Below are 24,693 nucleotides of genomic sequence, written 5' to 3'. Positions count from 1 at the left end.
TTTAAAGTTTACCATAAAATAAAAAGTTTTTTTAAATTTTCCCAGTCTTCATATGGTTTAAACACGGCATTTTTAAAGGTTTGCACTCTGAGGCTTCCATCTGGTAATTCTTTAATCTGAATTGCTCCATCTTCATCAGTTCTATAAATCTTGCATATTTTATTTATATTTTCAACAACTTCTTTATGAGGATGTCCATAAGGATTTTGTTTTCCTGCACTTATTATGCAAATTTCAGGCTCTGTTGCTTTATAAAATTCTGGATAAAAAGAGCGTTTACTTCCATGATGGGGAATTTTTACTACCTCTGATTTTAAGTAATTCACAGGAATTGTCTGTAAAGCATCAATCCCAGCATCTGATGTGAAAAGAAAAGTTTTTTTAAAACATTGAAATTTAAATATCAGGCTTACTTCATTGCTATCCCTTGATAAAGAGGGGCTCCAGAATCCCTTATAGGGATGAAGTACTGTAAAAGAGCAACTGCCTACTTTTAAAACATCGCCTCTTTCAAGATGTCTGATTAAAATATCATTGGCAGGCTCTTTGCTGTAATTAATATATCCTGTGTCCCATATTTCTTTTATCTGGAAGTTTTCTAAAATTCTTTCAAATCCTCCTGCATGATCCTTTTGTTCATGAGTAATAATCAATATCAGCTCTTTAACGTCATAGGCTTTAAGAAACTGTGTTGCCTCCCATCCTGTTTTCCCTGTGTCTATAAGAAAGAATCCAGATGGAGTTTTTAAAACCACTGATTCTGCCTGACCAACATCAAGAAATGTAATTTTTAAGCTTTCTTTGTCTTTAATATGCATAAAAAACGGGATTAAAATAGACGTTAAAACCAAAATCATAGAGAAACCAAGAATTAGTGTTTTCTTTTTCTTTAAACAATAAAAGCCGAATAGAGTAATAAAAACTGCCATATAGAAGATAGCCAGTGCCATAGGAGGAATTGGAGGAATCCATATAGATGAATATTTAAAAGAGGCAAGAGTATGCATTATTTTAAAAGAGAACGTTCCAATGAAATCAATTACTTCAGGCAAAGGATAATATCCTGTAATCAAAAAGACTACCACAAAAAATAAATGTAAAGGGAAAAGAACCATTCCAATTAAAACTCCTACTGTAAGGTTTGCCAAAGGAGATATCAGGGATAAATAGTGAAATCTGTAAACTATTAAGGGTGCTGTGATAACTGTTGCTGAAATGCTGATAAAAAGACTTAAAAGAAGATAAGAGATTTTTTTTGGAATTTTGTCTTTGAACTTTTTATAAATATCTGATGCAAAACCAATTCCTGCAGTGGCAAGAAAGCTGAGTTGAAAGGAAATATCTTTTATTGCTTGAGGTTGAAAAATTAAAATTATAAGGCATGCAAAGCTTACAGTAAAAATCCATAGGGATTTCCTCTCTGATAAGGCTCCTATCATGAAAAGTGTTGCCATAATAAAAGAGCGACTGGTTGGATAATTTGGTTCAACAATAAGAAAGTAGCATAAAATAACAGGGAATGTAAAAAAAGTGGCTAATTGGGAGGGTTTCCAGTAAAGGGTAATTTTTAACAGAACAGTGTATGGAAGCCTTTTAATGAGAAATTTAAATATCAAAAAACAGACTGTAAATAAAAGACTGAAATGGGCTCCTGATATACTTAGCAAATGAATAAGTCCTGTTTTTCTGAAGTCTTCTTGAATCTCTATTGGAATTGAAGTTCTTTCACCTGTTGTCATTGCAATGAGTGTTCCAGAAAGTTCTTTATTAATGGTTTCTGCAATTTTTTTGTTTATTTTTTCTCTTATTTTGTCAACTGCTGTCTTTTGAAAGTTTTCTTCCAGTTGTGCTGTTTTTAAAAAACAAAGGGGCTCTCCGTATTGGTAGGGATTTAAATGTTTTTGACCAATGATGCATTGGATTTTATAGGTTTGCCCTTCCTGAAGAGGCTCATTAGAGTAAAGTTTCAGTATTGTTTTTTTAGTATCAGAACTACAGCTAACTTTAAACTCATAGATATTGCCGCTTTTATTTTTTAAATAGCCTGTGAAGCTTATATTTTCTGGTTCTACAGTATCTTTACAATAAGTAATACTTATGTACAAAATTCCAAAAAGCATTGATATGAAAAGGAGTATCGCTATGAGCTTGTTATTTTTAAAGGCAAAAATTAAGAGAATTGAAAAAATTATTGTTATTACAGGGAAATAAGTAAAGAAATATCCCAGAAGAATTCCTGATACTAAACATGGAACAACGGGCATTAGTAGAGTTTTTGTTTTACTAACTCTTCCAGTTCCTCTAAAATCTTATTGGCCCTTCCTGGATCTTCTTCCTCCACCATAATTCTTATTTTTGGTTCTGTTCCTGATGGTCTTATAAGTATTCTTCCTTTTATTTCCTGTTGAAGCTTTGAGATTTTGAAATTTAAATCTTCAAGTTTTTTTATAGCCTCCTCTTTTGAAATTCTCTCAGGAATTCTAATGTTCTTTAAAAGTTGTGGATACCTTGATATTTCCTTTGTTAATTCACTGAGAAATTTACCATTTTTCATCATAATATAAGCCACCTGAACCGCTGTTATTGCTCCATCTCCTGTGCATGAATAATCAAGACATACGATGTGTCCTGACTGTTCTCCACCGAGATTATATCCACCTTTAAGCATTTCTTCCACAACATATCTGTCACCTACCTGTGTTCTTATAAGTTTTATTCCCTGTGTTTTTAGATAGTTTTCAACTCCGCTGTTTGTCATTACTGTTGCAACAACAGTGTTTTTCTTAAGCTTTTTTTGCTTTTTTAACTCTGTTGCCCATATACTGAGAATAATATCTCCATCAATAATGTTTCCCTTTTCATCAATAAGAATTGTTCTGTCTGCATCTCCATCATGAGCAATTCCAAGATTTGCCTGAGTTTCTATGACTTTTTTTATTAATTCCTGAGGATACAATGCTCCGCATTCTCTGTTTATATTCAGTCCATCAGGTTTATCATTGATTGTTATCACTTCTGCTCCAAGTTCACGGAAAAGTGTTGGAGTGATCTTGTAGGCAGCTCCATTGGCAGGATCAATTACTACTTTAAGTCCTTCAAAGGTAAAATTTTTTGGTAGAGTTGATTTAACAAACTCTATGTATCTTCCTACTGCATCTTCAATTCTAAAAGCTTTTCCAAGAGCCTTTGCTTGAGGCCTGCTTTGAGGAAAATCAGGTTCATTTAAAAATTTTTCAATAGTGTTCTCAATATCCTCAGACACCTTAAAGCCATCATTTGAAAATATCTTTATTCCATTATCAGGAAATGGATTGTGAGAGGCTGAAATTACCATGCCAGCATCTTGACGCATGCTTTTTACAAGGAAAGCAATCGCTGGAGTGGGAATTGGCCCAACAAGATAAACATCTCCTCCCATTGAAGTTATTCCTGCTGTTAAAGCTGATTCAATCATATAGCCTGAGATTCTTGTGTCCTTTCCAATAAGGATTTTTGGTTTATGAGAAATCCTCTGTTTTAAAATAAAACATAGAGACATCCCTACTTTCATGCATAATTCAGGTATCATTGGATACTGATTTATTGTTCCTCTAATTCCATCTGTGCCAAAAAGTTTCATCTCTTCCTCCCCAATTTGACATTTATATAAACTGTATCCTGGTCTGTTCTGAAGATTTTTCCTTCGGGATCTATTTTTGCCTGAATTTTCAGGTCTTCAGCGATACCTTCTATGTCCACTGGCTCAGTTTTAATTGAATGGATTTTGCTAAGTTCTTTTTTTGCTCCTTCTATTTTTATCGTAGAAGGCTCAGCAGTTACTGATACAACAGTAAATTCTTTTGCTGGATTCCCTGTTAGAACCACTCTTACAGGAACTGTTTTCTGCGATTTTTCATCCATATATATTTTTACCTGTGAAGGCTCAATCTTCAGAATTTCAACTCCTCTTGGCAGTTTTACTGAAGACTTTGTTATAGGGATTGAATTTTCACCGAGTTTAACATTGGTGAGATCAATTACTACTCTGATATTATTTTGCGTTAATTCTCGTAGAATTCTTTCTCTCGTAGAGATTGTTATTGTTACCTTTTTTACATTCTGTTTTAAAATCTCCATTTGTGATGGAGTATTTTTAAACTCAATAGGTACTTCAATAGATGTCTCTGTTTGCCCTCTAAATGTGACGAAAAACCATAGAAATATTGCTAAAGCAATAGATATTAGTTTAAATGTAAGATTTTCCGCTAAAAGTTTTTTTAAAATTCTGCCCATTTTCTCTCTCTTTCTGTTGTAAATAGATTTGTTAATTTCCCTCTCAGAGTTTCCATATCAAGGTTGCTAAAAAGCTCTCCGTTTACTGCTAAAGAGATGGCTCCTGTTTCCTCTGAAACTATAACAGCAACAGCATCTGTTTCTTCTGTAATACCAAGAGCAGCTCTATGTCTCGTCCCATATGTTTTCTTTAAGTCTGCTCCGAGCTTTATGGGAAGAAAACATCCAGCAGCTACTATTCTGTTCTTTTTTATGATTACAGCACCATCATGAATGGGGCTTGTAGGATGAAATATACTCATTAAAAGTTCTTTTGTAACTCTTGCTTCAAGAGGAACACCTATCTCAACATACTCATTGAGACTCACATTTCTTTCAAAAACAATTAAGGCACCTATTTTTTTATTAGCAAGCCCCTGAGATGCCTTAACTATTTCTTCAATTGTTTTCATTTCTTCTGCAGAACTAAATCTGTGCAGTAGTGGAGTCTCTCCCATCTGAGCGAGAGCTTTTCTTATTTCTGGCTGAAAGAGAATTATCAAAATTATCACTATCTGAGTCCAGAAACTCTGGATAAGCCAGTCAAGAGTATACAGTTCAAAAAATCTTGAAATTAAAGAAATCGCAAGAAGAACCCCAATTCCAATGAGCATTCTTGCAGCACGAGTTCCTTTAACGAGAATAAATATCTTGTAAATTATAAAAGAAACAATGGCTATATCAATTAAATCCTGCCATCTTAATTGTTCAAAAAACTTTTCCATATTTTTCAGGATAAAGCATCTTTATTAATTTTAATTGAAATATTTGCTTTCACCGCTTTTAAAAATGATTTTAAAAAAGTTTCATCAGATATATCAGCTTGATCCTTTGCTAACATAATAATTTGGAAAGTCTTCCCAATAGTGATTTGCCTTTGCAAAGAGGATTCATACTGCTGAGGAGTAATTCTGTTAAGTCTTAAAATTTGAAAATATATGTCTTTCTGGAAAATTCCATTTCGTTGAAATCTCGGATCATTAATAATTGCATCCTGAATTTCTCTTTCTGTTGCCTCTATCCCATATTTTTTTGCTAAATAAAGTAGCAGTTCTTCGTTAATTAAATCTTCAAGAACTTTCTCTTTCAAGTTCTGTTCCATTTCTGCGGCTTTGTCTTTAAATATTTCTCTGTAAAGTCTTTTTGTTGCTTCATATTCTCGCCAGAATCTTTCTGCTGTAATTTTCTGTCCTGCCACCTCTGCTACTACAGCAGAGTGCTGTTTATCAACACTTCCCACACCCCAGAATACAAAGGTAATAATTACAAGAAAAAACAGAAAATAGAAATATTTTGCATTTTTTCTGAGAGTTTTTATCACAGTGAACCTCCTTGAATAAATTAACTCTTTTACTTTAAAAGAATTTTTTAACATAAGGCAAGCTATGATATAATAAAAAAGCTCAAATCAAAATTTTATGAGGTGGATTGATGCCTATTTATGAGTATGAATGTAAAAAATGCGGAGAGGTTTTTGAATTACTTGTTTTTGGAAATAAAACTGTTTCATGCCCAAAATGTGGATCAGAGCAATTGATTAAGAAGTTTTCTCCTTTTGCCATGAAAGGAGTACAAAAAGGAAATTCCAAATGTTCTTCCTGCGGAGCCTCTTCGTGCAGTTCCTGTAAATAACTTATCAGTCTTTATTCATATATCAGAAGATTACAAAAAGGAGCAAGTATGCCAAATGTTTTAAAAGTTAATATTGAAGATGAAATGAAAACAAGCTACCTTGATTACGCCATGAGCGTAATTATTGGTAGAGCCTTACCTGATGTGAGAGACGGGCTTAAACCTGTGCAGCGTAGAATTCTTTATGCCATGTTTAGAGAAGGGCTTCTTGCCGGAAAAAAGTATTCAAAGTGTGCTGGTGTTGTTGGCGAGGTTTTAAAAAAATATCACCCCCATGGAGATCAGGCTGTTTATGATGCTTTAGTCAGGCTTGCACAGGACTTTAACATGCGGTATCCTTTAATTGATGGGCAGGGTAATTTTGGTTCTATTGATGGAGACCCTCCAGCAGCATATCGTTATACAGAAGCAAGACTTACAAAAATAGCTGAAGAACTTCTCCAGGACATTGATAAGGAAACAGTTCCATTTATTCCAAATTTTGATGCAACCACTGAAGAACCTCTTGTTCTTCCTGCCCGTATTCCAAATCTTCTTATAAACGGCTCTTCAGGAATAGCAGTAGGAATGGCAACAAATATACCACCTCATAATCTCAATGAGATTATAGATGCATTGATCAAACTTCTTGAGAATCCTCAGATTTCATTAGAAGAACTCATGAATTTTGTAAAAGGTCCTGATTTCCCAACAGGTGGAATAATTTACGGAGTAGAAGGAATTAGAGACCTTTATTTAACAGGCAGAGGACTTATTAAAATAAGGGCAAAGGTTAAAATTGAAAGGGAAACAAAAAGTAAAAAACTTAAGGAAACCTCCATTTTTGAACCAGAAGGCAAAGCAGTTAAAGAAAGAATTGTAATAACAGAGATTCCTTATCAGGTAAACAAAGCGAAGCTTATTGAAAAGATTGCAGAACTTGTAAGAGAAAAAAAGATTGAAGGTATAACTGAAATAAGAGATGAGTCAAACAGGGAAGGTATAAGAGTTGTTCTTGAGCTCAAAAAAGGTGAAATGCCCGAGATAATTTTAAATAATCTTTACAAACATACCCAGATGGAGACCACCTTTGGTGCCATAATGCTTGCTATTGTTGATGGACAACCAAGAATTTTAAATCTTAAAGAATCTTTATGGGAATTTCTTAAGCACAGAAAAGATGTTGTTCTTAAAAGAACAGCCTTTGATTTAAAGAAAGCAGAACACCAAGCTCATATTTTACTTGGATTAAAAATTGCTGTTGAAAATCTTGATGAAGTCATTTCCATTATAAGAAAATCACAAAATCCAGAAGAAGCTAAAATTCGTCTTATGAGCAGATTTCCTTTAACAGATACTCAGGCACAGGCAATACTTGATATGAGGCTGCAGAGACTTACAGGACTTGAAAGAGAAAAAATAATTCAGGACTATGAGGCAGTGCTGAAAGAAATTGAACGCCTCAAAGCAATACTTGAAAATGATACTCTTGTAAGAGAAATTATTAGGGATGAACTTATTGAAATCAAACAAAAATATGGTGATGACAGAAGAACCCAGATAGTAGCTGAAACAAAGCAAATAAATGTGGAAGATCTCATTGCGCAGGAAGATATGGTAATCACACTTACTCATCTTGGCTATATTAAAAGAACATCTCTTTCTGATTATCGCAGTCAGAAAAGAGGCGGTAAAGGACTTACTCCAATGGAAACAGTGTCAGATGACTATCTCAATGATGTGCTGGTTGGTTCAACCCATGACCATATTCTATTTTTCAGTAATTTTGGCAGAGTCTACTGTCTTAAAGTCTATCAAATTCCAGAGACAGGAAGACTTTCTCGCGGAAAAGCAATTATCAATCTATTACCATTGAGTGAAGGAGAAAAAATTACCACTGCTCTGATATGCAAAGACCTTGAACAGGGTTTCCTTGCGATGTTTACAAAAAAGGGATTTGTTAAGAAAACATCTCTTGAAGAATTTAAAAACATACGCAGTAGAGGTGTTATTGCAATAGACCTTGAAGAGGCAGATGAATTAATTTCAGTGGTAAAGACAGATGGGCAGAATCATCTAATAATTGCGACCAAAAAAGGGATGTCAATAAGATTTGATGAAAAAGATGTAAGACCAACTGGAAGAATAGCACGAGGTGTAATTGGAATAAGATTCTCAGAGCAGGGCGATGAAGTGGTATCTGCAGATGTGGTATCTGAAGGCTCTTATGTTCTTACGATTACAGAAAAAGGAATTGGCAAGAAAACACCAATTGAAGAATACAGGCTTCAGCACAGAGGAGGCTCAGGAGTAAAAAATATCAAGCTTTCACCAAAAACTGGAGATGTTGTTTCTTCTTTACAAGTAAAAGATTCTGATGAAATTATTATATGTAGCAGTAGCAAAATAATCAGACTTAAAGTTTCTCAGATTACAACACAGGGAAGAGCTACAACAGGTGTTAGATTGATAGACCTTTCTCAAGATGACAGGGTAGTAAGTGTTGGCAGAATTTTAGAAGGAGAAGAAAATGTCAATCTATAATCTTGAATATTTTTTTAATCCGAAAAGAATTGCAGTAATTGGAGCTAATGACAGACTTGGAAGTATTGGCTACACAGTTTTTAGAAACCTTATTGGTGAGGGATACAGAGGGATTGTTTATCCTGTAAATTCACAGACAGATTCTGTTCAAGGAGTTGAAGCATACAAGAGCCTGAGTGACATTTCAAAGGAAATTGACCTTGTTGTTCTGGCAGAAGAATGTGGCACAGGCATTCTGAATGTTCTTGAAGAGTGCGGGCAAAAAGGAGTTAAAGGAGTTATCTTGCTTTGTCCTGATTTTAGAACAAAGATCAAAGAAGCAATGCATCTTGAGGAAAAGATAGAGGAAATTCACAGAAAATATGGTTTCAGACTTCTAGGTCCAAATACTCTTGGTTTTATCAGACCAGGGATAAATTTAAATGTGAGCCTCTTCAGAAGAAGACTTAATAAGGGCAATATTGCATTGATAGCACAGAGTGCAACCCTTTCAGTTGCCCTTTTAGATAGAGCTGCTGATAAAAATATTGGTTTCAGTTATTTTGTCTCTCTCGGTTCTGACATAGACATAGACTTTGCTGATCTTATAGATTTTTTCGGTGTTGACCCCTCTACAAGAGCAATTGTCATATATATGCAGTCCATTAAAAATGGAAGGAAGTTTATGACTTCTGCTAGATCTTTTGCTTTTTCAAAGCCTATAGTTATAGTAAAATCAGGAAAATTTGTTGAATCACTTGAAGTTGCACTCACTCACTCAGGACTTCTTGCAGGTGAAGACAAAGTTTATGATGCTGCTTTTAAAAGAGCTGGCGCTGTAAGGGTTGATGAAACACTTGACATGTTTTATATTACAGAGACTCTTTCAAAGCAACGGAGGCCAAGAGGCAACAGACTTGCAATAATTACAAATGCTGGTGCTCCAGCTGTTAGTGCTGTTGACAGCCTTTTAAGGCTTGGAGGCCAACTTGCTGAGTTTTCAGAACAGACAATAAAAGAACTTGAAGGCAATGTATCTACTCGTTTTATTAGAAATCCTTTAGACTTAGTTTCAGATGCAACACCTGACCACTATGAAAAGGCTTTGAGAATAGTAATAAAAGATAAAAATGTAGATGCAGTATTAGTAATGCTGACTCCATCCCTGGGAACAGAGCCTGTTGAAACAGCTCAGAGAGTTATAAAAATAGTAAAAGAGAATCCATACAAACCTGTGCTTACCAACTGGATGGGTGCAGCACTGGTTAATGAAGCAAGGGAATTGCTTAATGCACATGGGATTCCTACTTTTGTAACTCCTGAGCAAGCAGTAAGAACATTTATGTACATGTATCGTTATGATTTTAACCTGAAGCTGCTTCTTGAGACTCCTCAGACAATTCTTAAAGATATTAAATTTGATACTGAAAAAGCAGACAGCGTAATAGAAAAGGCAATTTCAGAAGGAAGGTCTATCCCCACATTCTTTGAAGCCTCAGAAATTCTTTCTGCTTACGGAATTCCTGTAATTTTAACAAAGAGAGCTAATACCTTAGAAGAACTGAAAAAGGCAATAACTGAAATAGGATATCCAATTGTTTTAAAAATAGATACACCTAAGATAATTCACAAATTCAAAAAAGGTGGAGTAATTCTTGATATAAGAGACGAATTAGAAGCTACTGAAGGATTTAAATGGCTTAAAAATTTGGCTACAGAGCATGGAGACCCTGATGCTTCTGTTATTGTTCAACCAATGGTCATAACATATGGATACGAAATTGCTCTCGGAGCCAAAAAGGATCCAACCTTTGGCTCAGTAATTTTATTTGGTACAGGAGGCAATCTTCTTGAAGCACTTGAAGATTACTCAATAGGTCTTCCCCCTCTTAACCAGACTCTTGCAAAGAGATTGATGGAAGAGACAAAAATTTATCTTTACCTTAAAAAATACTTCTATTATGAAGATATTTTACGCAGGCTTGAAGAGACTGTGGTAAAATTTTCTTATCTTATATCAGACTTTCCCCAGATAAAGGAATTTGACATTAATCCCATATTTATCACTGATTCAGATATATTTGCCCTTGACTGTAGCATAATTCTTGATAAAACAGCACCAAAGAAAAAGGCAGTGATTAAGGGAGAGTTTTGCCCGCCCCACCTGAGTATATGTCCGTACCCAGTGCATCTTTATAAAGAAGTGGAATTGAAGGATGGAACAAAGGCAATTGTTAGGCCCATTAAGGCTGAAGATGAATCTCTTATTGCAGCTTTGCTTGGAAGGTGTTCAGAAAGAACAATAAGTTTAAGATTTTTCCAGAGAGCAATTGATTTGAGACATGAAAATTTGGTTAGATTCTGTCATGTTGACTATGATAGAGAACTTGCCTTTGTGTGCGTTATTAAGGATGGTGAGGAGGAAAAGATTGTAGCAGATGTGAGGCTTTCAAAGGATCCTGATGGCACAGATGCTGAAATGGCGATACTGGTTGAAGATGCATGGCAGGGCAAAGGAGTTGGAAAAGCACTTTGCAGTTATGCTATTGAGGTTGCGAGGGATTTAGGCGTAAAAAGAATCTGGATGGATATTTTAAAAATAAATACTTATATGCTCGGACTTTCAGATAGATTAGGCTTTAAAAAACATCATGTTGAAGAAGACAGTGTTAAAGTAGTTTTAAATCTTGATACAGTTTCATGAATGAGAGAATTCTTATAGTAGATGCAGATGGCAGTTTACGGGAGAGCTTAAGCAATTATCTTAGAAAACATAAATTTACTGTGGATACTGCAGCAACTTTTCAGGAAGCAATAGATGCTTATGCATCCTATATTCATGATTTTGTAATTGTTGAAATAGAACTTCCTGATGGAGATGGTTTAGAATTTGTAAGTAAGATTAAATCTTTAAATCCTTTAGTAAAAACTATTGTTACTACATCCTATCCATCAGTAAACTCTGCTCTTAAGGCATTGAAACTCAAAGTTGATGATTATCTTGTAAAACCATTTGTTTATGATGAGGTGCTGAAATCTTGTAAGGAAATAACAAAAAAAACTGATTTAAAGGAAATTGAAAAAACTCCTTCAACATCTGAGGAAGAATTTTTTTCAATAATCGGTGAATCAGTGGAAATTAAACTTTTGCTTGAAAAAATTAAAAAAATAGCAAATACTCCAACCAATGTTTTACTCCTTGGAGAGACAGGTACAGGAAAAGAGCTTTTTGCGAGAGTAATTCATGAAGCAAGTTACAGAAAGAAAAAAACCTTTGTAGCAATTAATTGTGCCAGTCTGCCTGAGAATCTTCTTGAAAGTGAACTATTTGGTTTTGTAAAAGGAGCATTCACTGGCGCTACCTTTGATAAAAAAGGACTTCTTGAAATAGCAGACGGAGGTACAGTGTTTCTTGATGAAATTGGCGATATGCCACTGGGGCTACAGGCAAAACTTTTGAGAGTGATTGAAGACAAGGAAATTCGCCCACTTGGCAGTGTTACAACTAAAAAGGTTGATATTAGATTTATTTCAGCTACAAATAAAGACCTTTTAGAAGAGGTAAGGGAAGGTAAATTTAGAGAAGACCTTTTTTTTAGGCTGAATGTGATAACACTTTATATTCCTCCTCTCAGAGAAAGAGGGAAAGATATAGAAATTCTTGCATATCATTTTATGAGAAAATTTGCCATAAAGATGGAAAAAGATATTAGAAAAATTGATCCACAGACAATCCAGATTCTACTTAAATATCCCTGGCCTGGAAACATAAGAGAGCTTCAAAATGTAATAGAGCAGGCAGTAGTATTTGCTGACTCAGATACAATAAAGCCAGAGCATCTTCCAGAGCATGTAAGACACATGAAAGTCACTTCAGAAACGAAAAAGGATATTCCTCTTATTTCAATTGAAGAATTTACAAAGGAATTTATTTTGAAATATCAGTCAATCTACACTGAGCAGGAGCTTGCAGATATGCTTGGAATAACAAGAAAGGCTTTATGGGAAAAAAGAAAAAAATGGGGACTTCCAAGACCATCAGACAAGACATGAAGTTTAAGCGAACACTGGTAATTTTAAGAATTTTGATTGTAAAATATTTTTCAAATTATGGAAGAGTTAACTCAATTTCTAAAAAATACTTATCCTTTTAATAAACTTCCTGAAGAAGAAATAAAAAACCTATCTCAATTTTTACTGAAAAAGGAGTATAAAAAAGGAGATGTAATCTTTAAAGAAGGCAATAAACCGCTTGAGTGGCTATACATAGTTATTACAGGAGAAGTTTTTCTTGAAAAGGACAATCAATTGGTTTATCATTTAAAAGAAGGAGACATTTTTGGCTATGTTTCTTTGCTGAGCGAACTTCCTCCTGCTACTACAGCAAGAGTTGTAGAGGACAGCACTGCTTTATTAGAGTTGCCAAAAAAGATTTTTCTTGAGCTTTTGTCAAAATATAATGAATTTGCGAGATTTTTTACAAAGGAGCTTGCCAAAAGAGTTCACAAAGTTCCTCAAACAAAAACCTCATTTCAAATGGAAAGACTTATTAATGTAAGAGTTAAAGATATAAAATTAAAAGAACCTTTGATTGTTGATTCAGAAACAATCCTTCAAGAAGCAATAAAATTAATGATAGAGAAAGATTCAACTTTCTGCCTTGTTAAGGTGGACAGCGAAGCTGGTATTATTACAGAAAGGGACATAATCAAAAAAGTTATTGCAAAAAACTTAAATCCACAACAGATTAAGGTAAAGGACATTGCAACATTTCCAGTAATAGAGATGTCTTCATCAGAGCCTCTTTTTAATGCTCTTCTTACAATGGCAAAGTATGGTATAAGAAAGCTTGTAATAAAAGATGGAGATTTTATTACTGGAGTGCTTGATGACAGAACAGTTATATCCCATGAAAGTAAAAACATAATTTTTCTAATAAAAGAGATTGATAAAGCAAAATCAGCAGAAGAACTTGCTTATCTATATTCTATTGCACAGGACAGCATTGTTGAAGGAGTTTTAACTGGAATGGATCCTGAGTATATTGGCAAGTATATTGCAGAGTTAAATGATCACTTTATGAAAAGAGTTTCACAACTAACAGAAAACTTAGTAGGAGCACCGCCTTGTTCATACACCATTATGGTAATAGGTTCAGAAGGAAGAAGAGAGCAAAGTCTTAAAACTGACCAGGACAATGCTCTTATTTATGAAGATTGTGGGAAGGAATATTTTGAAAAATTCTCTCAAGTTTATATTGATCTGCTTCTTAAAATAGGCTTTCCTCCTTGTCCTGGAAATGTTATGATCAGTAATCCTTATTGGAGAAAGACAAAACAAGACTGGTTTAAAGAGATAAATCGATGGATTGAAAATCCAAAACCAGAGAATGTTTTAAATATCAGTATATTTTTTGATTTCAGAAATGTGGCAGGCTCTGAAGCCCTTGTGAATGAATTGAGAGATTATGTAAAAAAGAAAGTAAAAACAAGCAAAACTTTTCTTCCTTTTCTCGCCTCTGAAGCAGTAAAGTTTAAGCCACCTCTAAGTTTTTTTAAAACTTTCATAGTTGAAAAATCAGGTGAACACAAAGGGAAATTCGATATAAAAAAGTATGGGATTTTTCCAGTTGTTCAGGGCGTAAGAGTTTTAACCCTTGATAATGAAATAACTAAAACGAATACTTTTGAAAGAATAAGAGAATTAAAAAGTAAAGGAATATTTACAGAAGAATTTGCACGGGATCTGGAAGAATCCTATAGATTTTTAATGAATTTAAGATTAAGGTCACAGGCTATACAGATAAAGGAAGGCAAAATTCCTGATAACTACATTGACCCTCATATTCTTTCTAAAAATGAAAAGGGAATTTTAAAAGACTCTTTCAAAAAGATTGAAGAATTTCAAAGACTTCTTTTTAATAAATACAATTTAAGATATTTTTCATAGTTGGAAAATGCGTCAGCAGCTTTTAATGCCAAGATTTGACTAAATTACTTGAAATATATTAGAAAAAACTATGATGAAGCGTTATTATTCCTTTGGTGAGTATCTTAAAGAAATATTTGGAAAAAAAGTCTACAAAGTAAATGTAGATGCTGGATTTACGTGCCCAAACAGGGACGGAACTCTGGGATACGGTGGATGCATTTATTGCAATAATGCCTCTTTTAGACCTCCAAGCTGCACTCCAGAACTTTCTTTAACTCAACAGATTTCAAAAGGAATAGAGCATATAAAAAGAAAATACAAGGCTCAAGCTTTTCTTGTTTATTTTCAGCCATATACAAACACCTATGCACCAGTTGAAAAACTTGAGATACTTTATAAAGAGGCTCTTTCTTTTCCAGAGGTTGTAGGACTTGCCATTGGAACAAGGCCTGATTGTGTTGATGAGGAAAAACTTGAACTTCTCGGAGAGCTTTCAAAAACTCATTTGATAATTGTTGAGTATGGATTGCAGTCAATTTATGATAAATCTCTAAAATTTATTCATAGAGGCCATGACTATGCAACATTTCTTAAAGCAGTGTATGATACACATGAAAAAGGAGTTCTTGTTGGAGCTCATATAATTGTGGGTCTTCCAACTGAAACTTATGAAGAGTCTCTCTCTATGGCAGATGAGATAAACCGTCATCCAATAAAGTTTCTCAAAATTCATCAGCTTCAGGTGGTAAAAAACACTGTTCTTGCCCGTATTTATGAGAAACATCCTTTCAAAGTTTTTGAATATGAAGAGTATCTTCAGTTTGTCGTTGATTTTCTCGAAAGACTTAGCCCGGATATTGTAATTCAAAGACTTTTTGCTACATCTCCTGATGAAATTTTAATTGCACCAAGATGGAATCGCACAAAGCAGCAGATTTTAAATGACATAGAAAGAAAGCTTGAGGAAAGAAATGCTCGCCAAGGTTCAAAGTGCTCATCTATTAGGAATAGAGCCTTATGCTGTTGATGTAGAAGTTGATATAGCTCAGAGAGGACTGCCTCATTTTAACATTGTAGGACTTCCTGATACAGCAGTCAAAGAATCCCGTGACAGAATAAAAGCTGCTTTTAAAAATACAGGATTCCCTTTTCCTATAAAACAGATTACTGTTAATCTTGCACCAGCAGACCTGAGAAAAGAAGGCTCTTCATTTGACCTTCCTATAGCCATAGGAATCTTAGCTGCAGAAGGGCATATTCCAAAGGAGTCGCTCAGAGATTTTTTGATTGTTGGAGAGTTATCCCTTGAAGGTAAGGTAAGAGCTATAAAAGGAGCTTTATGTATTGTATCAAAATTAAAGGACGGAGAAGTTAAAAAAATAATAATTCCCAGGAGTAATGCTTCCGAGGCAGGAGTTGTTAAAGATGTAGATGCATATCCAGTGGAAACTCTTCAAGAGGCAGTGGATTTTTTAAAAGGTGAAAAATTCATTAAACCCTTTAAAACAGAAATTAATTTTTATGATGATGCCAATTATTATGAAGATCTTTCAGATGTGAAAGGTCAGTTTCAGGCAAAAAGAGTCCTTGAGATTGCAGCTGCAGGCGGGCATAATATTTTATTTATTGGTCCACCTGGAAGCGGCAAAAGCATGTTGGCAAGAAGGCTACCAGGAATAATGCCACCTATGACAGTTGAAGAAGCCATTGAGACAACAAAGATACACTCTGTTGCAGGGCTTCTTCCAGATAATGCTGGATTAATTTTAAAGCGTCCTTTTAGGGCTCCCCATCATTCATCAAGCGATATTGCATTAATTGGTGGTGGACAGATTCCAAAACCTGGAGAAGTATCCCTTGCTCATAATGGCGTGCTTTTTCTTGATGAGCTTCCAGAGTTTAAAAGAAATGTTTTAGAAGTTTTAAGACAGCCCCTTGAAGATGGCTTTGTAACTGTTGCCCGCAGCTATGCCACTGTGCAGTTTCCTTCAAGATTTTTATTAGTGGCAGCAATGAACCCCTGCCCATGCGGACATTACGGCGATAGTGTTAAACCATGCAGTTGTACTCCTCAAATGATAATTCGTTATCGTTCAAAAGTTTCAGGTCCTCTTGTTGATAGAATTGATATGCACATTGAAGTTCCCAGAGTAAACTATCAGGAGCTGAAAAATGATACCCCATCAGAAAGTTCAAGCAGTGTGCGTGAAAGAGTAATAAGAGCAAGACAGATTCAATTAAAAAGATTTAAAAATGAAGGAATATACTGTAATGCCCACATGAAAACAAAACATTTGAGAAAATTTTGCATGATTAATGAAGACTGCCACAGTCTGCTACAGTCTGCAATGGAAAAATTAGGATTGAGCGCAAGAGCTCATTCAAAGATAATTAAAGTTGCAAGAACAATAGCTGATCTTGAAGGCTCTGAAAACATTAAATCTCAACATGTAGCAGAGGCAATTCAATATCGCAGCCTTGAAAGGTTAAGTTTTTAATGTTTAAACTTCTTTTGAAACAGGGCGGTTTTTCTGCTGCAGTTGTTGCAATCACAGGAGCATTAGCTCCTATGATTGTTGGATTTGTTATATCTTACTACATTTTTAATTTCCCATTGATGAGCTCTCTTTTTATTGGAGGAACTCTCACTGCTACGCTTCTAATACTTTATATTGGAACATTCTTTCTCTTTGCACCGATAATAGGCAAAATTTTTGCCTATTTAATAAGCTTTATTACAAAAAAGCTCAATACCCTTGATTTTGTTCCTCCTGTGATTATTGCTATAATTCTTGTCTTTGCTTTTGCTGCAGCTTTTCAGACAGACAGAGAGATTATCCATAAAATTGAAGAATCGCTTAATCCTCTTATATGGATATTTACTCCCATATTTTTTGTTTATGTGGGATTGCAGATTAATTTGAGAGCAATTGATTTTGCCTCACTACATCTCTGGGCTTTAAGTGCTGTCCTTTTAGTAGTTGCTATCGCAACCAAGTTATTAGCTGGTTTATCTGTGAAAGGGACTAAAAAAGAAAAAAACGGAGAACTTCAATGGACAGAAATGTAAGTCTTTTTAGTGATTTTGATATTTATCTTTTTAAAGAAGGAAATCATTTCAATGCTTATGAAAAGCTTGGTTCTCATATTATTGAAGTTGATGGGCAGAAAGGAACATATTTTGCTGTGTGGGCTCCAAATGCTGAAAAAGTTTATGTTATAGGAGATTTTAACGGATGGTCTCTAAATCATCCTCTTGCTCCACGTTGGGATAGCTCTGGTATATGGGAGGCTTTTATCCCTGGCGTTGATAAAGGAACAAAGTATAAATACTATATAATTTCCAAATATGGTTACCATCTTCAAAAAGGAGATCCTTACAGCTTCTTCTGGGAAACACCTCCAGCTACTGCATCAATAGTCTGGGATTTAGAGTATAAATGGGCTGATGATGAATGGATGAAAAATAGAGCTAAATACAATAGCCTTAGCTCGCCAATATCAATTTATGAAGTTCATCTTGGCTCATGGAGAAGAGTTCCTCAGGAAGGAAATAGATTTCTTACATACAGGGAACTTGCCGAATGGTTACCAAAGTATGTAAAAGATATGGGATTTACACATGTTGAAATTTTACCTGTTATGGAGCATCCTTTTTATGGTTCCTGGGGATATCAAACAATTGGATATTTTGCACCTACAAGCAGATATGGAACTCCGCAGGATTTTATGTATCTTATTGATAGCCTTCATCAGCATGGGATAGGTGTAATTCTTGACTGGGTTCCGTCTCATTTTCCTCAGGATGGTCATGGACTCAGCTTTTTTGACGGAACTTATCTTTATGAACATCAGGATCCAAAAAAAGGATATCATCCTCATTGGCACAGCTATATTTTTAATCATGGAAGAAATGAAGTTAGAAACTTTCTTATAAGTTCTGCCATTTTCTGGCTTGAAAAATATCATGTTGATGGATTAAGAGTTGATGCAGTGGCTTCAATGCTTTATCTTGATTATGGAAGGGCTCCAGGAGAATGGATTCCAAACAAATATGGAGGCAAAGAAAACTTAGAGGCAATAGAATTCATAAGAAGATTTAATGAAACAGTCTATGAAAAATATCCTGATACTCAGACAATTGCTGAAGAATCTACTGCCTGGCCACTTGTGACCCGCCCCACCTATCTTGGAGGACTTGGCTTTGGTATGAAGTGGAATATGGGATGGATGCATGACACACTGAGTTATTTTTCAAAAGACCCAGTTTACAGAAAATATCATCACAATAACCTTGCTTTCAGCATCTGGTATGCTTTTTCTGAAAACTTTGTTCTGCCTCTTTCTCACGATGAAGTTGTTTATGGTAAAGGCTCTCTTTTAAATAAAATGCCTGGAGACAACTGGCAAAAATTCGCTAATCTGAGACTTCTTTTTGGATACATGTATGCCCATCCAGGTAAAAAACTTATTTTTATGGGAGGAGAGTTTGCCCAATGCAATGAGTGGTATCATGAAGAAAGCTTACATTGGCATCTTCTTGAATATCCTCAGCATCAAGGAATTCAAAGATTGGTAAAGGATTTAAACAATCTTTATAAAAATGAACCAGCCCTTCATGAGCTTGACTTTGATCCATCAGGTTTTGAATGGATTGATTTTACTGATGCAGAGCAAAGTATAATAAGTTTTCTAAGGAAAGGAAGGGACCCAAAACAACTAATCTGTGTAGTATGCAATTTTACGCCAGTTCCGAGATTTAATTACAGAATAGGAGTTCCTTTTAGGGGTTACTGGAAGGAGGTTTTAAATACTGATTCAGAGCTTTATGGAGGAAGCAATTGTGGCAACATGGGAGGATTGATGACTGAAAACCTCTCTATACATGGAAGACCTTACTCTTTAAATTTAACTTTACCTCCTTTAGGAGTTTTATTTTTAAAATGGCAAGATGAATAAAATTGTTTTTAAAGTTCTTTTTGCAATAATTTTATTTATATCCATGTTCAGACTTGGTTCTGTAACACTTTTTGATGTTGATGAAGCAGTGTTTGCTCAGGCAACAAAAGAAATGCTTCAGAGCGGAAACTGGATAACTCCTAAATACAATGGTGAACCAAGATATGACAAACCAATTCTTTTTTACTGGTTGATGGCTTTTTCTTATAACATATTCGGAATTAATGAATTTGCTGCAAGATTTCCTTCAGCTTTATCTGGATTTACTTTGTGTATTGTTCTTTATTTTTTCTTAAGTATATTGAAAGATGACAAACAGGCTTTTTATGCTCTTGTGTCTTTTGCTTTTTCTCTTTATTACTTTGTTTACACTCATGCAGCAGTGACAGATATGGTTTTAACTTTGTTTATCAGTCTGACTCTTATGTGTTTTTATCTCTCTGTTCACAGGAATAAAAATTTTATTTACGGATTTTATATTTTTTCTGCCCTTGCTTTTCTTACAAAAGGATTAATTGGCATAGTTTTTCCCCTCGGTATCGCTTCAGTTTATTTATGCATTAAAAAGAGCTTTAAAGGATTAAAGGAGCTTTACAACTTTCGTGCGATTTTGCTTTTTCTTTTAATATCAATGCCGTGGTACGTTGCTCAAATCCTGATAAATGGTAAAGAATTTATTGAGCAATTTTTTATAAAGCATCATTTTATGCGGTACACTGGAGTTATATCCGGACATAGAGGCCCGATTTATTATTTTGTACCTGTTTTAATAATCGGAATGTTTCCCTGGATTTCTTTTGTTATAAAGGCTTTTAAAAATTTAAAAAAAGACAGTCTTGTGCAGTTTTCTTTAGTTTGGTCAGGTTTTATCTTTTTATTTTTTTCCTTTTCAACAACAAAACTTCCAAATTATATTTTGCCTGCTGTTCCTGCTTTCTCAATATTAATTTCCTGTGGTATGATTGAGATTGATAAAAATTTTTCAAAAATCTCTTATATTTTTTGTGTAATTTTTTCAATTTTAATTGCTGTTTTGTTAGTCGTAGCAAAAACAAAGGTGATGAACATTTTGCCTTATTTTAATATGAGCTGGTTTACTATACTGATATTGATAATGAGCTTATTTACCATAATAAGCATCTATGCATTATTAACAAGGAAAAAAGTATTTATGTTATTCGCAGGCTTGAGTTTCAGTTTAATTTTAGCTACTTCAATAAAAGTTTTGCCTGCCATAAATGAATATATGCAGGGAACGCTTTATAAATATAGTATCTATGCTAAACAGATTCTACAGAAAAATGATATTTTAATTACATACAAAATAAACAAGCCAAGTATTTCTTTTTATTCAGACAGAAAAATACTGAAGATTGACTCTGAAAAAGAACTGATTGAAAAAATTAAAGACACTTTACAGCAAAAACTAAGAATAGTTGTAATATCTCAAGTTAAAGATGTAGAATTTTTAAAAAGCACTGGATTAAACATGTTGAAGGAGGATAGAGATTATGCCATTTTTACATTGTCGGGCTAAAAATCTTTGGTTGTCTGTTTTGCTTATTCCCTTATTTATATTTTTTTTTGATAAGGATATAATGTTATTTATAAAAAATTTTCAGCAAAGTTATTTCAACTTTTATCAATTTTTAGAGGAACTGGATGCTGTAATGGATTTTGTGTATAAAGGTGCTTTTTTAGTAGTTTCCATTTTCACAATCTACAGTTTACTGGCAAAGAAAGAAATTGGCAGATCCCTGGCTTACGGTATTGCTGGTGTTTTAATTGTTATCCAAATAAAACACTTAATAGGAAGAGCACGACCAAAACTTGGTTTTGATCCATTTTTTGCAGGTCCTTCTTTAAATTATTTATACTCTTCTTTCCCTTCAGGGCATACTACTTTCGCTTTTATGCTTGCATCAGTATTTTCTCATTATTACCCAAAAGTTCGATATCTTTTTTATATATTTGCTACATGGGTTGGCTTTGAAAGAGTGGAAGATTTTGCACATTTTCCCTCTGATGTTCTGGCAGGAGCACTTCTTGGTATTTTTGTAGGAAAGTTTGTTTTGTTTAAACTTTCACCCAAAACAAGGCAAAATAGTTTAACTTAGCTTTTATTTTCAATCTTTGAAACTGTCTTTTCTTCCTCCTTAGATGCTTCAGCATCGGATACAGCTTTTTTAAAGCCTCTAATGGCTTCTCCGAGTCCTTTACCTATTTCAGGAAGCTTGGAGGAGCCAAAAAGAACAATTATAATTATTGAAAATAGAAATATGTCTTGATAACTGAGCATCTTTTGCCCTCCTAAATTTTTTAATCCTGAATTTTTTTAATTTTAAACTATAATTTTTAATTTTTCAATTAAAATAAAAATCTTGAAATGGCTGATAGAAAAACTTACTCTGGCTTACTCATCGTTAAGAACTATTACCAAAAAATCTCTAACTTCGCTCAACACAATAATTTCCTGATGATAATTTCAGGAGACTTATTGCCTCACATAAAAATCTATTCGAAATGAATTTTTACCTTTTTTGAATAGATTTTTATATGAGGCAATTCGGCTACTTGACAAATTAAAAAAAAATATATAGACTTTTATACAAGAAAAAATTTTTCGGGGGGCATGTATGGAAAGAGAAACAATCTATGAAGGATTGGTGCGTAAAGGGGTCTCAAGAAGAGACTTCCTGAAGTTTTGTGCTTCTACTGCAGCAGTATTAGGTCTTTCCTCTTCCTTTGTTCCAAAGATTGCAGAAGCAATCGAGAAGAAACAAAAACCCGTTGTAGTATGGCTTGAGTATCAGGACTGTGCAGGATGTTCTGAAAGCATTTTGAGAGCTTCAAAACCAACAATTGGACAGATTGTTCTTGATGTGATTTCTCTTGAGTATCATGAGACAATCATGGCTGCAGCAGGATTCCAGGCAGAAAAATCACTGCATGATGCAATTAAGAACTACAAAGGTAAATACCTTGTTGTAGTTGAAGGTGCGATTCCATTAAAGGATGGTGGAGTTTACTGCACAATTGGTGGAAAATCAGCCATTGATCTTATCAAAGAAGTATGCAAAGATGCAATGGCAGTAATTGCTGTTGGAAACTGTGCATGCTTTGGAGGTGTTCCAGCAGCAAAGCCAAATCCAACAGGTGCTGTAGGAGTAATGGATATCATTAAAGACAAACCAGTTATTAATCTGCCAGGATGTCCGCTTAATGTGGAAAACTTTACAGCCACTGTTGTTTACTTCCTCACATTCGGAAAACTGCCAGCTGTTGACAAACTCAAGAGACCTCTTTTTGCTTATGGAAAGCTTATTCATGACAATTGTGAAAGAAGAGGACATTTTGATTCAGGTGAGTTTGTAAAAGCATGGGGAGACAAAGGTCACAGACAGGGTTGGTGTTTGTTTGAAATGGGCTGTAAAGGTCCTTTTACAAATCATAACTGTCCAACAATAAGGTGGAACGAAGGAGTAAGCTGGCCTGTTATGGCAGGACATCCTTGTATCGGTTGTTCAGAGCCAAAGTTCTGGGATAATAATCTTTATGCAGAAGCAGAAAAAAATACCTTCTATGCTAAAGCAGTTGGTCTTGCTGCAATGGCTGGTATAATAAATAAAGTAAAAACAGAATAAATTATAAAGGGGGCATGTATGGCAAGGTTAGTCATTGATCCTGTAACAAGGATTGAGGGACATTTAAGAGTTGAAGCCACCGTGAATGGTGGAAAAGTAAAAGATGCATATTCTTCATGCACAATGTGGCGTGGAATGGAAATCATTCTTAAAGGAAAAGATCCAAGAGATGCATGGGCATATACACAGAGAGCATGCGGTGTTTGTACAACTGTTCATGCAATTGCATCTGTAAGAGCAGTTGAGGACGCCATAGGAGCAAAAGTTCCGGAAAATGCAAGAATCTTAAGAAATATTATAATGGCAAACCAAAATGTTCATGACCATATAATTCATTTCTATCATCTTCATGCTCTTGACTGGGTTGATGTTGTATCAGCATTAAAAGCGGATCCTGTAAAAACTTCAGAGCTTGCAAAGAGTATATCTTCATGGCCAAAAAACTCAGCCACATATTTTAAGGCAATTCAAGATAAAGTCAAGGCTTTTGTAGAGTCAGGTCAGCTTGGAATTTTCAGCAATGGATACTGGGGACATCCAGCATACAAACTTCCACCAGAAGCAAATCTTTTGGCAGTTGCTCACTATCTTGAAGCACTTGATTTACAAAGAGAGATAATCAAAATTCACGCACTTCTTGGTTCAAAGAACCCCCATCCACAGACATTTGTTGTTGGTGGACAGTCAACACCAGTTGATCCAGAAAGTCAGAATGCACTTAATGCTGATAGCATTGCATTTATGCTTAAGTATGCTGATATGGCTCTTGAATTTGTTGAGCAAGTCTACATCCCCGATCTTCTGGCAATTGCATCTTTCTATAAAGATTGGGCAGCAATCGGAGGATTTAACAACTTCCTTGCCTGTGGAGACTGGCCAGATGCAAATGGCAAAATGTATCTGCCTGGAGGAGTTATAAAAAATAAGAATTTAGCAAAAATTGAACCATTAGACCACAAAAAATTTAAAGAATACATCACCCATTCATGGTATAAGTATTCAAAGGGAGACAATGCAGGACTTCATCCATGGGAAGGTGAGACAATTCCAAACTATACAGGACCAAAGCCACCTTATGAGTATCTTAATGTTGAAGGAAAATACAGCTGGGGTAAAGCAATCAGATATGAAGATCTTCCAATGGAGGTAGGACCTCTTGCAAGAATGCTCGTTGCTTACGGGCTTGGACACAAGGATGTAAAAGAAGTTGTTGATATGGTTTTAAAGAAACTTGGAGTAGGGCCTGAAGCATTGTTCTCAACACTTGGAAGAACTGCTGCAAGAGGAATTGAGACACTTCTAATGGCAAGAAAAACAAAGGACTACATAATGGAGCTTGCTGCTAATATGAAAAAAGGAGACACAAAGATTGCTGATACTGATAAATGGAATCCTAAGACATGGCCCAAAGAGTGCAAAGGTGTTGGATTCCATGATGCACCTCGTGGAGCTCTTGCTCACTTTGTTGTAATAAAAGATGGAAAGATTGCTAATTATCAGATGGTTGTTCCGTCCACATGGAATTTATCGCCCAGGGATAACAAAGGCCAGCGTGGTCCTGTGGAAGAAGCCCTTGTTGGAACACCTGTTGCTGATTCAAAGCTTCCACTTGAACTTTTAAGAACAATTCACTCCTATGATCCATGTATGGCATGTGGTATGCATATGATTGAGATCAAAGAAGAATAGAGAAAGCTTTTTAACCAAAAAAATA

General features: G+C 34.9%; 19 protein-coding genes. 13 read left to right on the top strand and 6 right to left on the bottom strand.

The genetic code is table 11. The features are described 5' to 3' along the window. Positions 1-8: 8 nt before the first annotated feature. The 5 genes from ACP5O9_RS03110 to ACP5O9_RS03090 are packed head-to-tail and all read right to left on the bottom strand — an operon-like array spanning position 9 to position 5,632. Positions 9-2,264, bottom strand: a complete 2,256-nt coding sequence (locus tag ACP5O9_RS03110) for a DNA internalization-related competence protein ComEC/Rec2 (RefSeq protein WP_428723415.1) — start codon at positions 2,262-2,264, stop codon at positions 9-11. Further along, complete coding sequence (gene glmM / locus ACP5O9_RS03105; RefSeq protein WP_428723414.1) at positions 2,264-3,619, bottom strand: phosphoglucosamine mutase; 1,356 nt, start codon at positions 3,617-3,619, stop codon at positions 2,264-2,266. Before glmM ends, ACP5O9_RS03110 begins: the two co-directional genes overlap by 1 nt. Beyond that, a complete protein-coding gene (locus ACP5O9_RS03100; RefSeq protein ID WP_353686293.1) occupies positions 3,616-4,272 on the bottom strand; it encodes a CdaR family protein in 657 nt (218 codons plus the stop codon). Before ACP5O9_RS03100 ends, glmM begins: the two co-directional genes overlap by 4 nt. Next, positions 4,257-5,036: a diadenylate cyclase CdaA gene (cdaA, locus tag ACP5O9_RS03095; protein ID WP_424905253.1), complete on the bottom strand. Its 780-nt coding sequence runs from the start codon at positions 5,034-5,036 to the stop codon at positions 4,257-4,259. The genes ACP5O9_RS03100 and cdaA overlap by 16 nt, the downstream gene beginning before the upstream one ends. 5 nt (positions 5,037-5,041) lie before the next feature. Continuing rightward, positions 5,042-5,632, bottom strand: a complete 591-nt coding sequence (locus ACP5O9_RS03090; protein ID WP_428723413.1) for a SurA N-terminal domain-containing protein — start codon at positions 5,630-5,632, stop codon at positions 5,042-5,044. 110 nt (positions 5,633-5,742) lie between these two features. Between ACP5O9_RS03090 and ACP5O9_RS03085 the strand changes: the two genes are divergently transcribed. The 11 genes from ACP5O9_RS03085 (at position 5,743) to ACP5O9_RS03035 (ending at position 21,452) form a co-directional block, all read left to right on the top strand. Further along, on the top strand, positions 5,743-5,943 hold the full coding sequence (locus tag ACP5O9_RS03085) for an FmdB family zinc ribbon protein (protein ID WP_353686296.1): 201 nt from the start codon (positions 5,743-5,745) through the stop codon (positions 5,941-5,943). A gap of 48 nt (positions 5,944-5,991) precedes the next feature. Further along, on the top strand, positions 5,992-8,466 hold the full coding sequence (gene gyrA / locus ACP5O9_RS03080; protein ID WP_353686297.1) for a DNA gyrase subunit A: 2,475 nt from the start codon (positions 5,992-5,994) through the stop codon (positions 8,464-8,466). Then, on the top strand, positions 8,453-11,149 hold the full coding sequence (locus tag ACP5O9_RS03075; protein ID WP_353686298.1) for a bifunctional acetate--CoA ligase family protein/GNAT family N-acetyltransferase: 2,697 nt from the start codon (positions 8,453-8,455) through the stop codon (positions 11,147-11,149). Before gyrA ends, ACP5O9_RS03075 begins: the two co-directional genes overlap by 14 nt. After that, complete coding sequence (locus ACP5O9_RS03070; protein ID WP_428723412.1) at positions 11,146-12,498, top strand: sigma-54-dependent transcriptional regulator; 1,353 nt, start codon at positions 11,146-11,148, stop codon at positions 12,496-12,498. The genes ACP5O9_RS03075 and ACP5O9_RS03070 overlap by 4 nt, the downstream gene beginning before the upstream one ends. A 57-nt stretch (positions 12,499-12,555) precedes the next feature. Further along, positions 12,556-14,394, top strand: a complete 1,839-nt coding sequence (locus ACP5O9_RS03065; RefSeq protein WP_424905257.1) for a putative nucleotidyltransferase substrate binding domain-containing protein — start codon at positions 12,556-12,558, stop codon at positions 14,392-14,394. Between the two features lie 70 nt (positions 14,395-14,464). Then, complete coding sequence (locus ACP5O9_RS03060) at positions 14,465-15,403, top strand: TIGR01212 family radical SAM protein (RefSeq protein ID WP_428723411.1); 939 nt, start codon at positions 14,465-14,467, stop codon at positions 15,401-15,403. Next, complete coding sequence (locus tag ACP5O9_RS03055) at positions 15,348-16,874, top strand: YifB family Mg chelatase-like AAA ATPase (RefSeq protein ID WP_424905259.1); 1,527 nt, start codon at positions 15,348-15,350, stop codon at positions 16,872-16,874. The genes ACP5O9_RS03060 and ACP5O9_RS03055 overlap by 56 nt, the downstream gene beginning before the upstream one ends. Then, on the top strand, positions 16,874-17,446 hold the full coding sequence (locus tag ACP5O9_RS03050) for a cation:proton antiporter (RefSeq protein WP_428723410.1): 573 nt from the start codon (positions 16,874-16,876) through the stop codon (positions 17,444-17,446). Before ACP5O9_RS03055 ends, ACP5O9_RS03050 begins: the two co-directional genes overlap by 1 nt. Continuing rightward, a complete protein-coding gene (gene glgB / locus ACP5O9_RS03045) occupies positions 17,431-19,335 on the top strand; it encodes a 1,4-alpha-glucan-branching protein (protein ID WP_428723409.1) in 1,905 nt (634 codons plus the stop codon). Before ACP5O9_RS03050 ends, glgB begins: the two co-directional genes overlap by 16 nt. Further along, positions 19,328-20,872, top strand: a complete 1,545-nt coding sequence (locus ACP5O9_RS03040) for an ArnT family glycosyltransferase (RefSeq protein ID WP_353686305.1) — start codon at positions 19,328-19,330, stop codon at positions 20,870-20,872. The genes glgB and ACP5O9_RS03040 overlap by 8 nt, the downstream gene beginning before the upstream one ends. After that, the gene (locus ACP5O9_RS03035) at positions 20,847-21,452 is read left to right on the top strand and encodes a phosphatase PAP2 family protein (protein WP_428723408.1); all 606 of its coding nucleotides are present in this window, start codon (positions 20,847-20,849) and stop codon (positions 21,450-21,452) included. Before ACP5O9_RS03040 ends, ACP5O9_RS03035 begins: the two co-directional genes overlap by 26 nt. Here the strand turns inward: ACP5O9_RS03035 and ACP5O9_RS03030 are convergent. Continuing rightward, positions 21,449-21,634 carry a twin-arginine translocase TatA/TatE family subunit gene (locus tag ACP5O9_RS03030; RefSeq protein WP_353686307.1) on the bottom strand — a complete coding sequence of 62 codons (186 nt, stop codon included), beginning with the start codon at positions 21,632-21,634 and terminating at the stop codon, positions 21,449-21,451. The two genes, ACP5O9_RS03035 and ACP5O9_RS03030, sit on opposite strands and share 4 nt — an antisense overlap. 337 nt (positions 21,635-21,971) lie before the next feature. Here ACP5O9_RS03030 and ACP5O9_RS03025 point away from each other — a divergent pair, with 337 nt between their 5' ends. After that, positions 21,972-22,979 (top strand): hydrogenase small subunit, encoded by a 1,008-nt coding sequence (locus ACP5O9_RS03025; protein ID WP_353686308.1) that lies wholly within the window; start codon positions 21,972-21,974, stop codon positions 22,977-22,979. An 18-nt stretch (positions 22,980-22,997) separates the two neighbouring features. Next, positions 22,998-24,668, top strand: a complete 1,671-nt coding sequence (locus ACP5O9_RS03020; protein WP_353686309.1) for a nickel-dependent hydrogenase large subunit — start codon at positions 22,998-23,000, stop codon at positions 24,666-24,668. The last annotated feature ends 25 nt before the right edge of the window (positions 24,669-24,693 follow it).

The sequence above is a fragment of the Thermodesulfovibrio sp. genome (assembly GCF_049969575.1).
GTDB classification, from domain to species: Bacteria; Nitrospirota; Thermodesulfovibrionia; order Thermodesulfovibrionales; family Thermodesulfovibrionaceae; genus Thermodesulfovibrio; species Thermodesulfovibrio obliviosus.
Note: the sequence above shows the minus strand (reverse complement) of the source record. Positions and strands in the feature narration are given on the sequence as shown.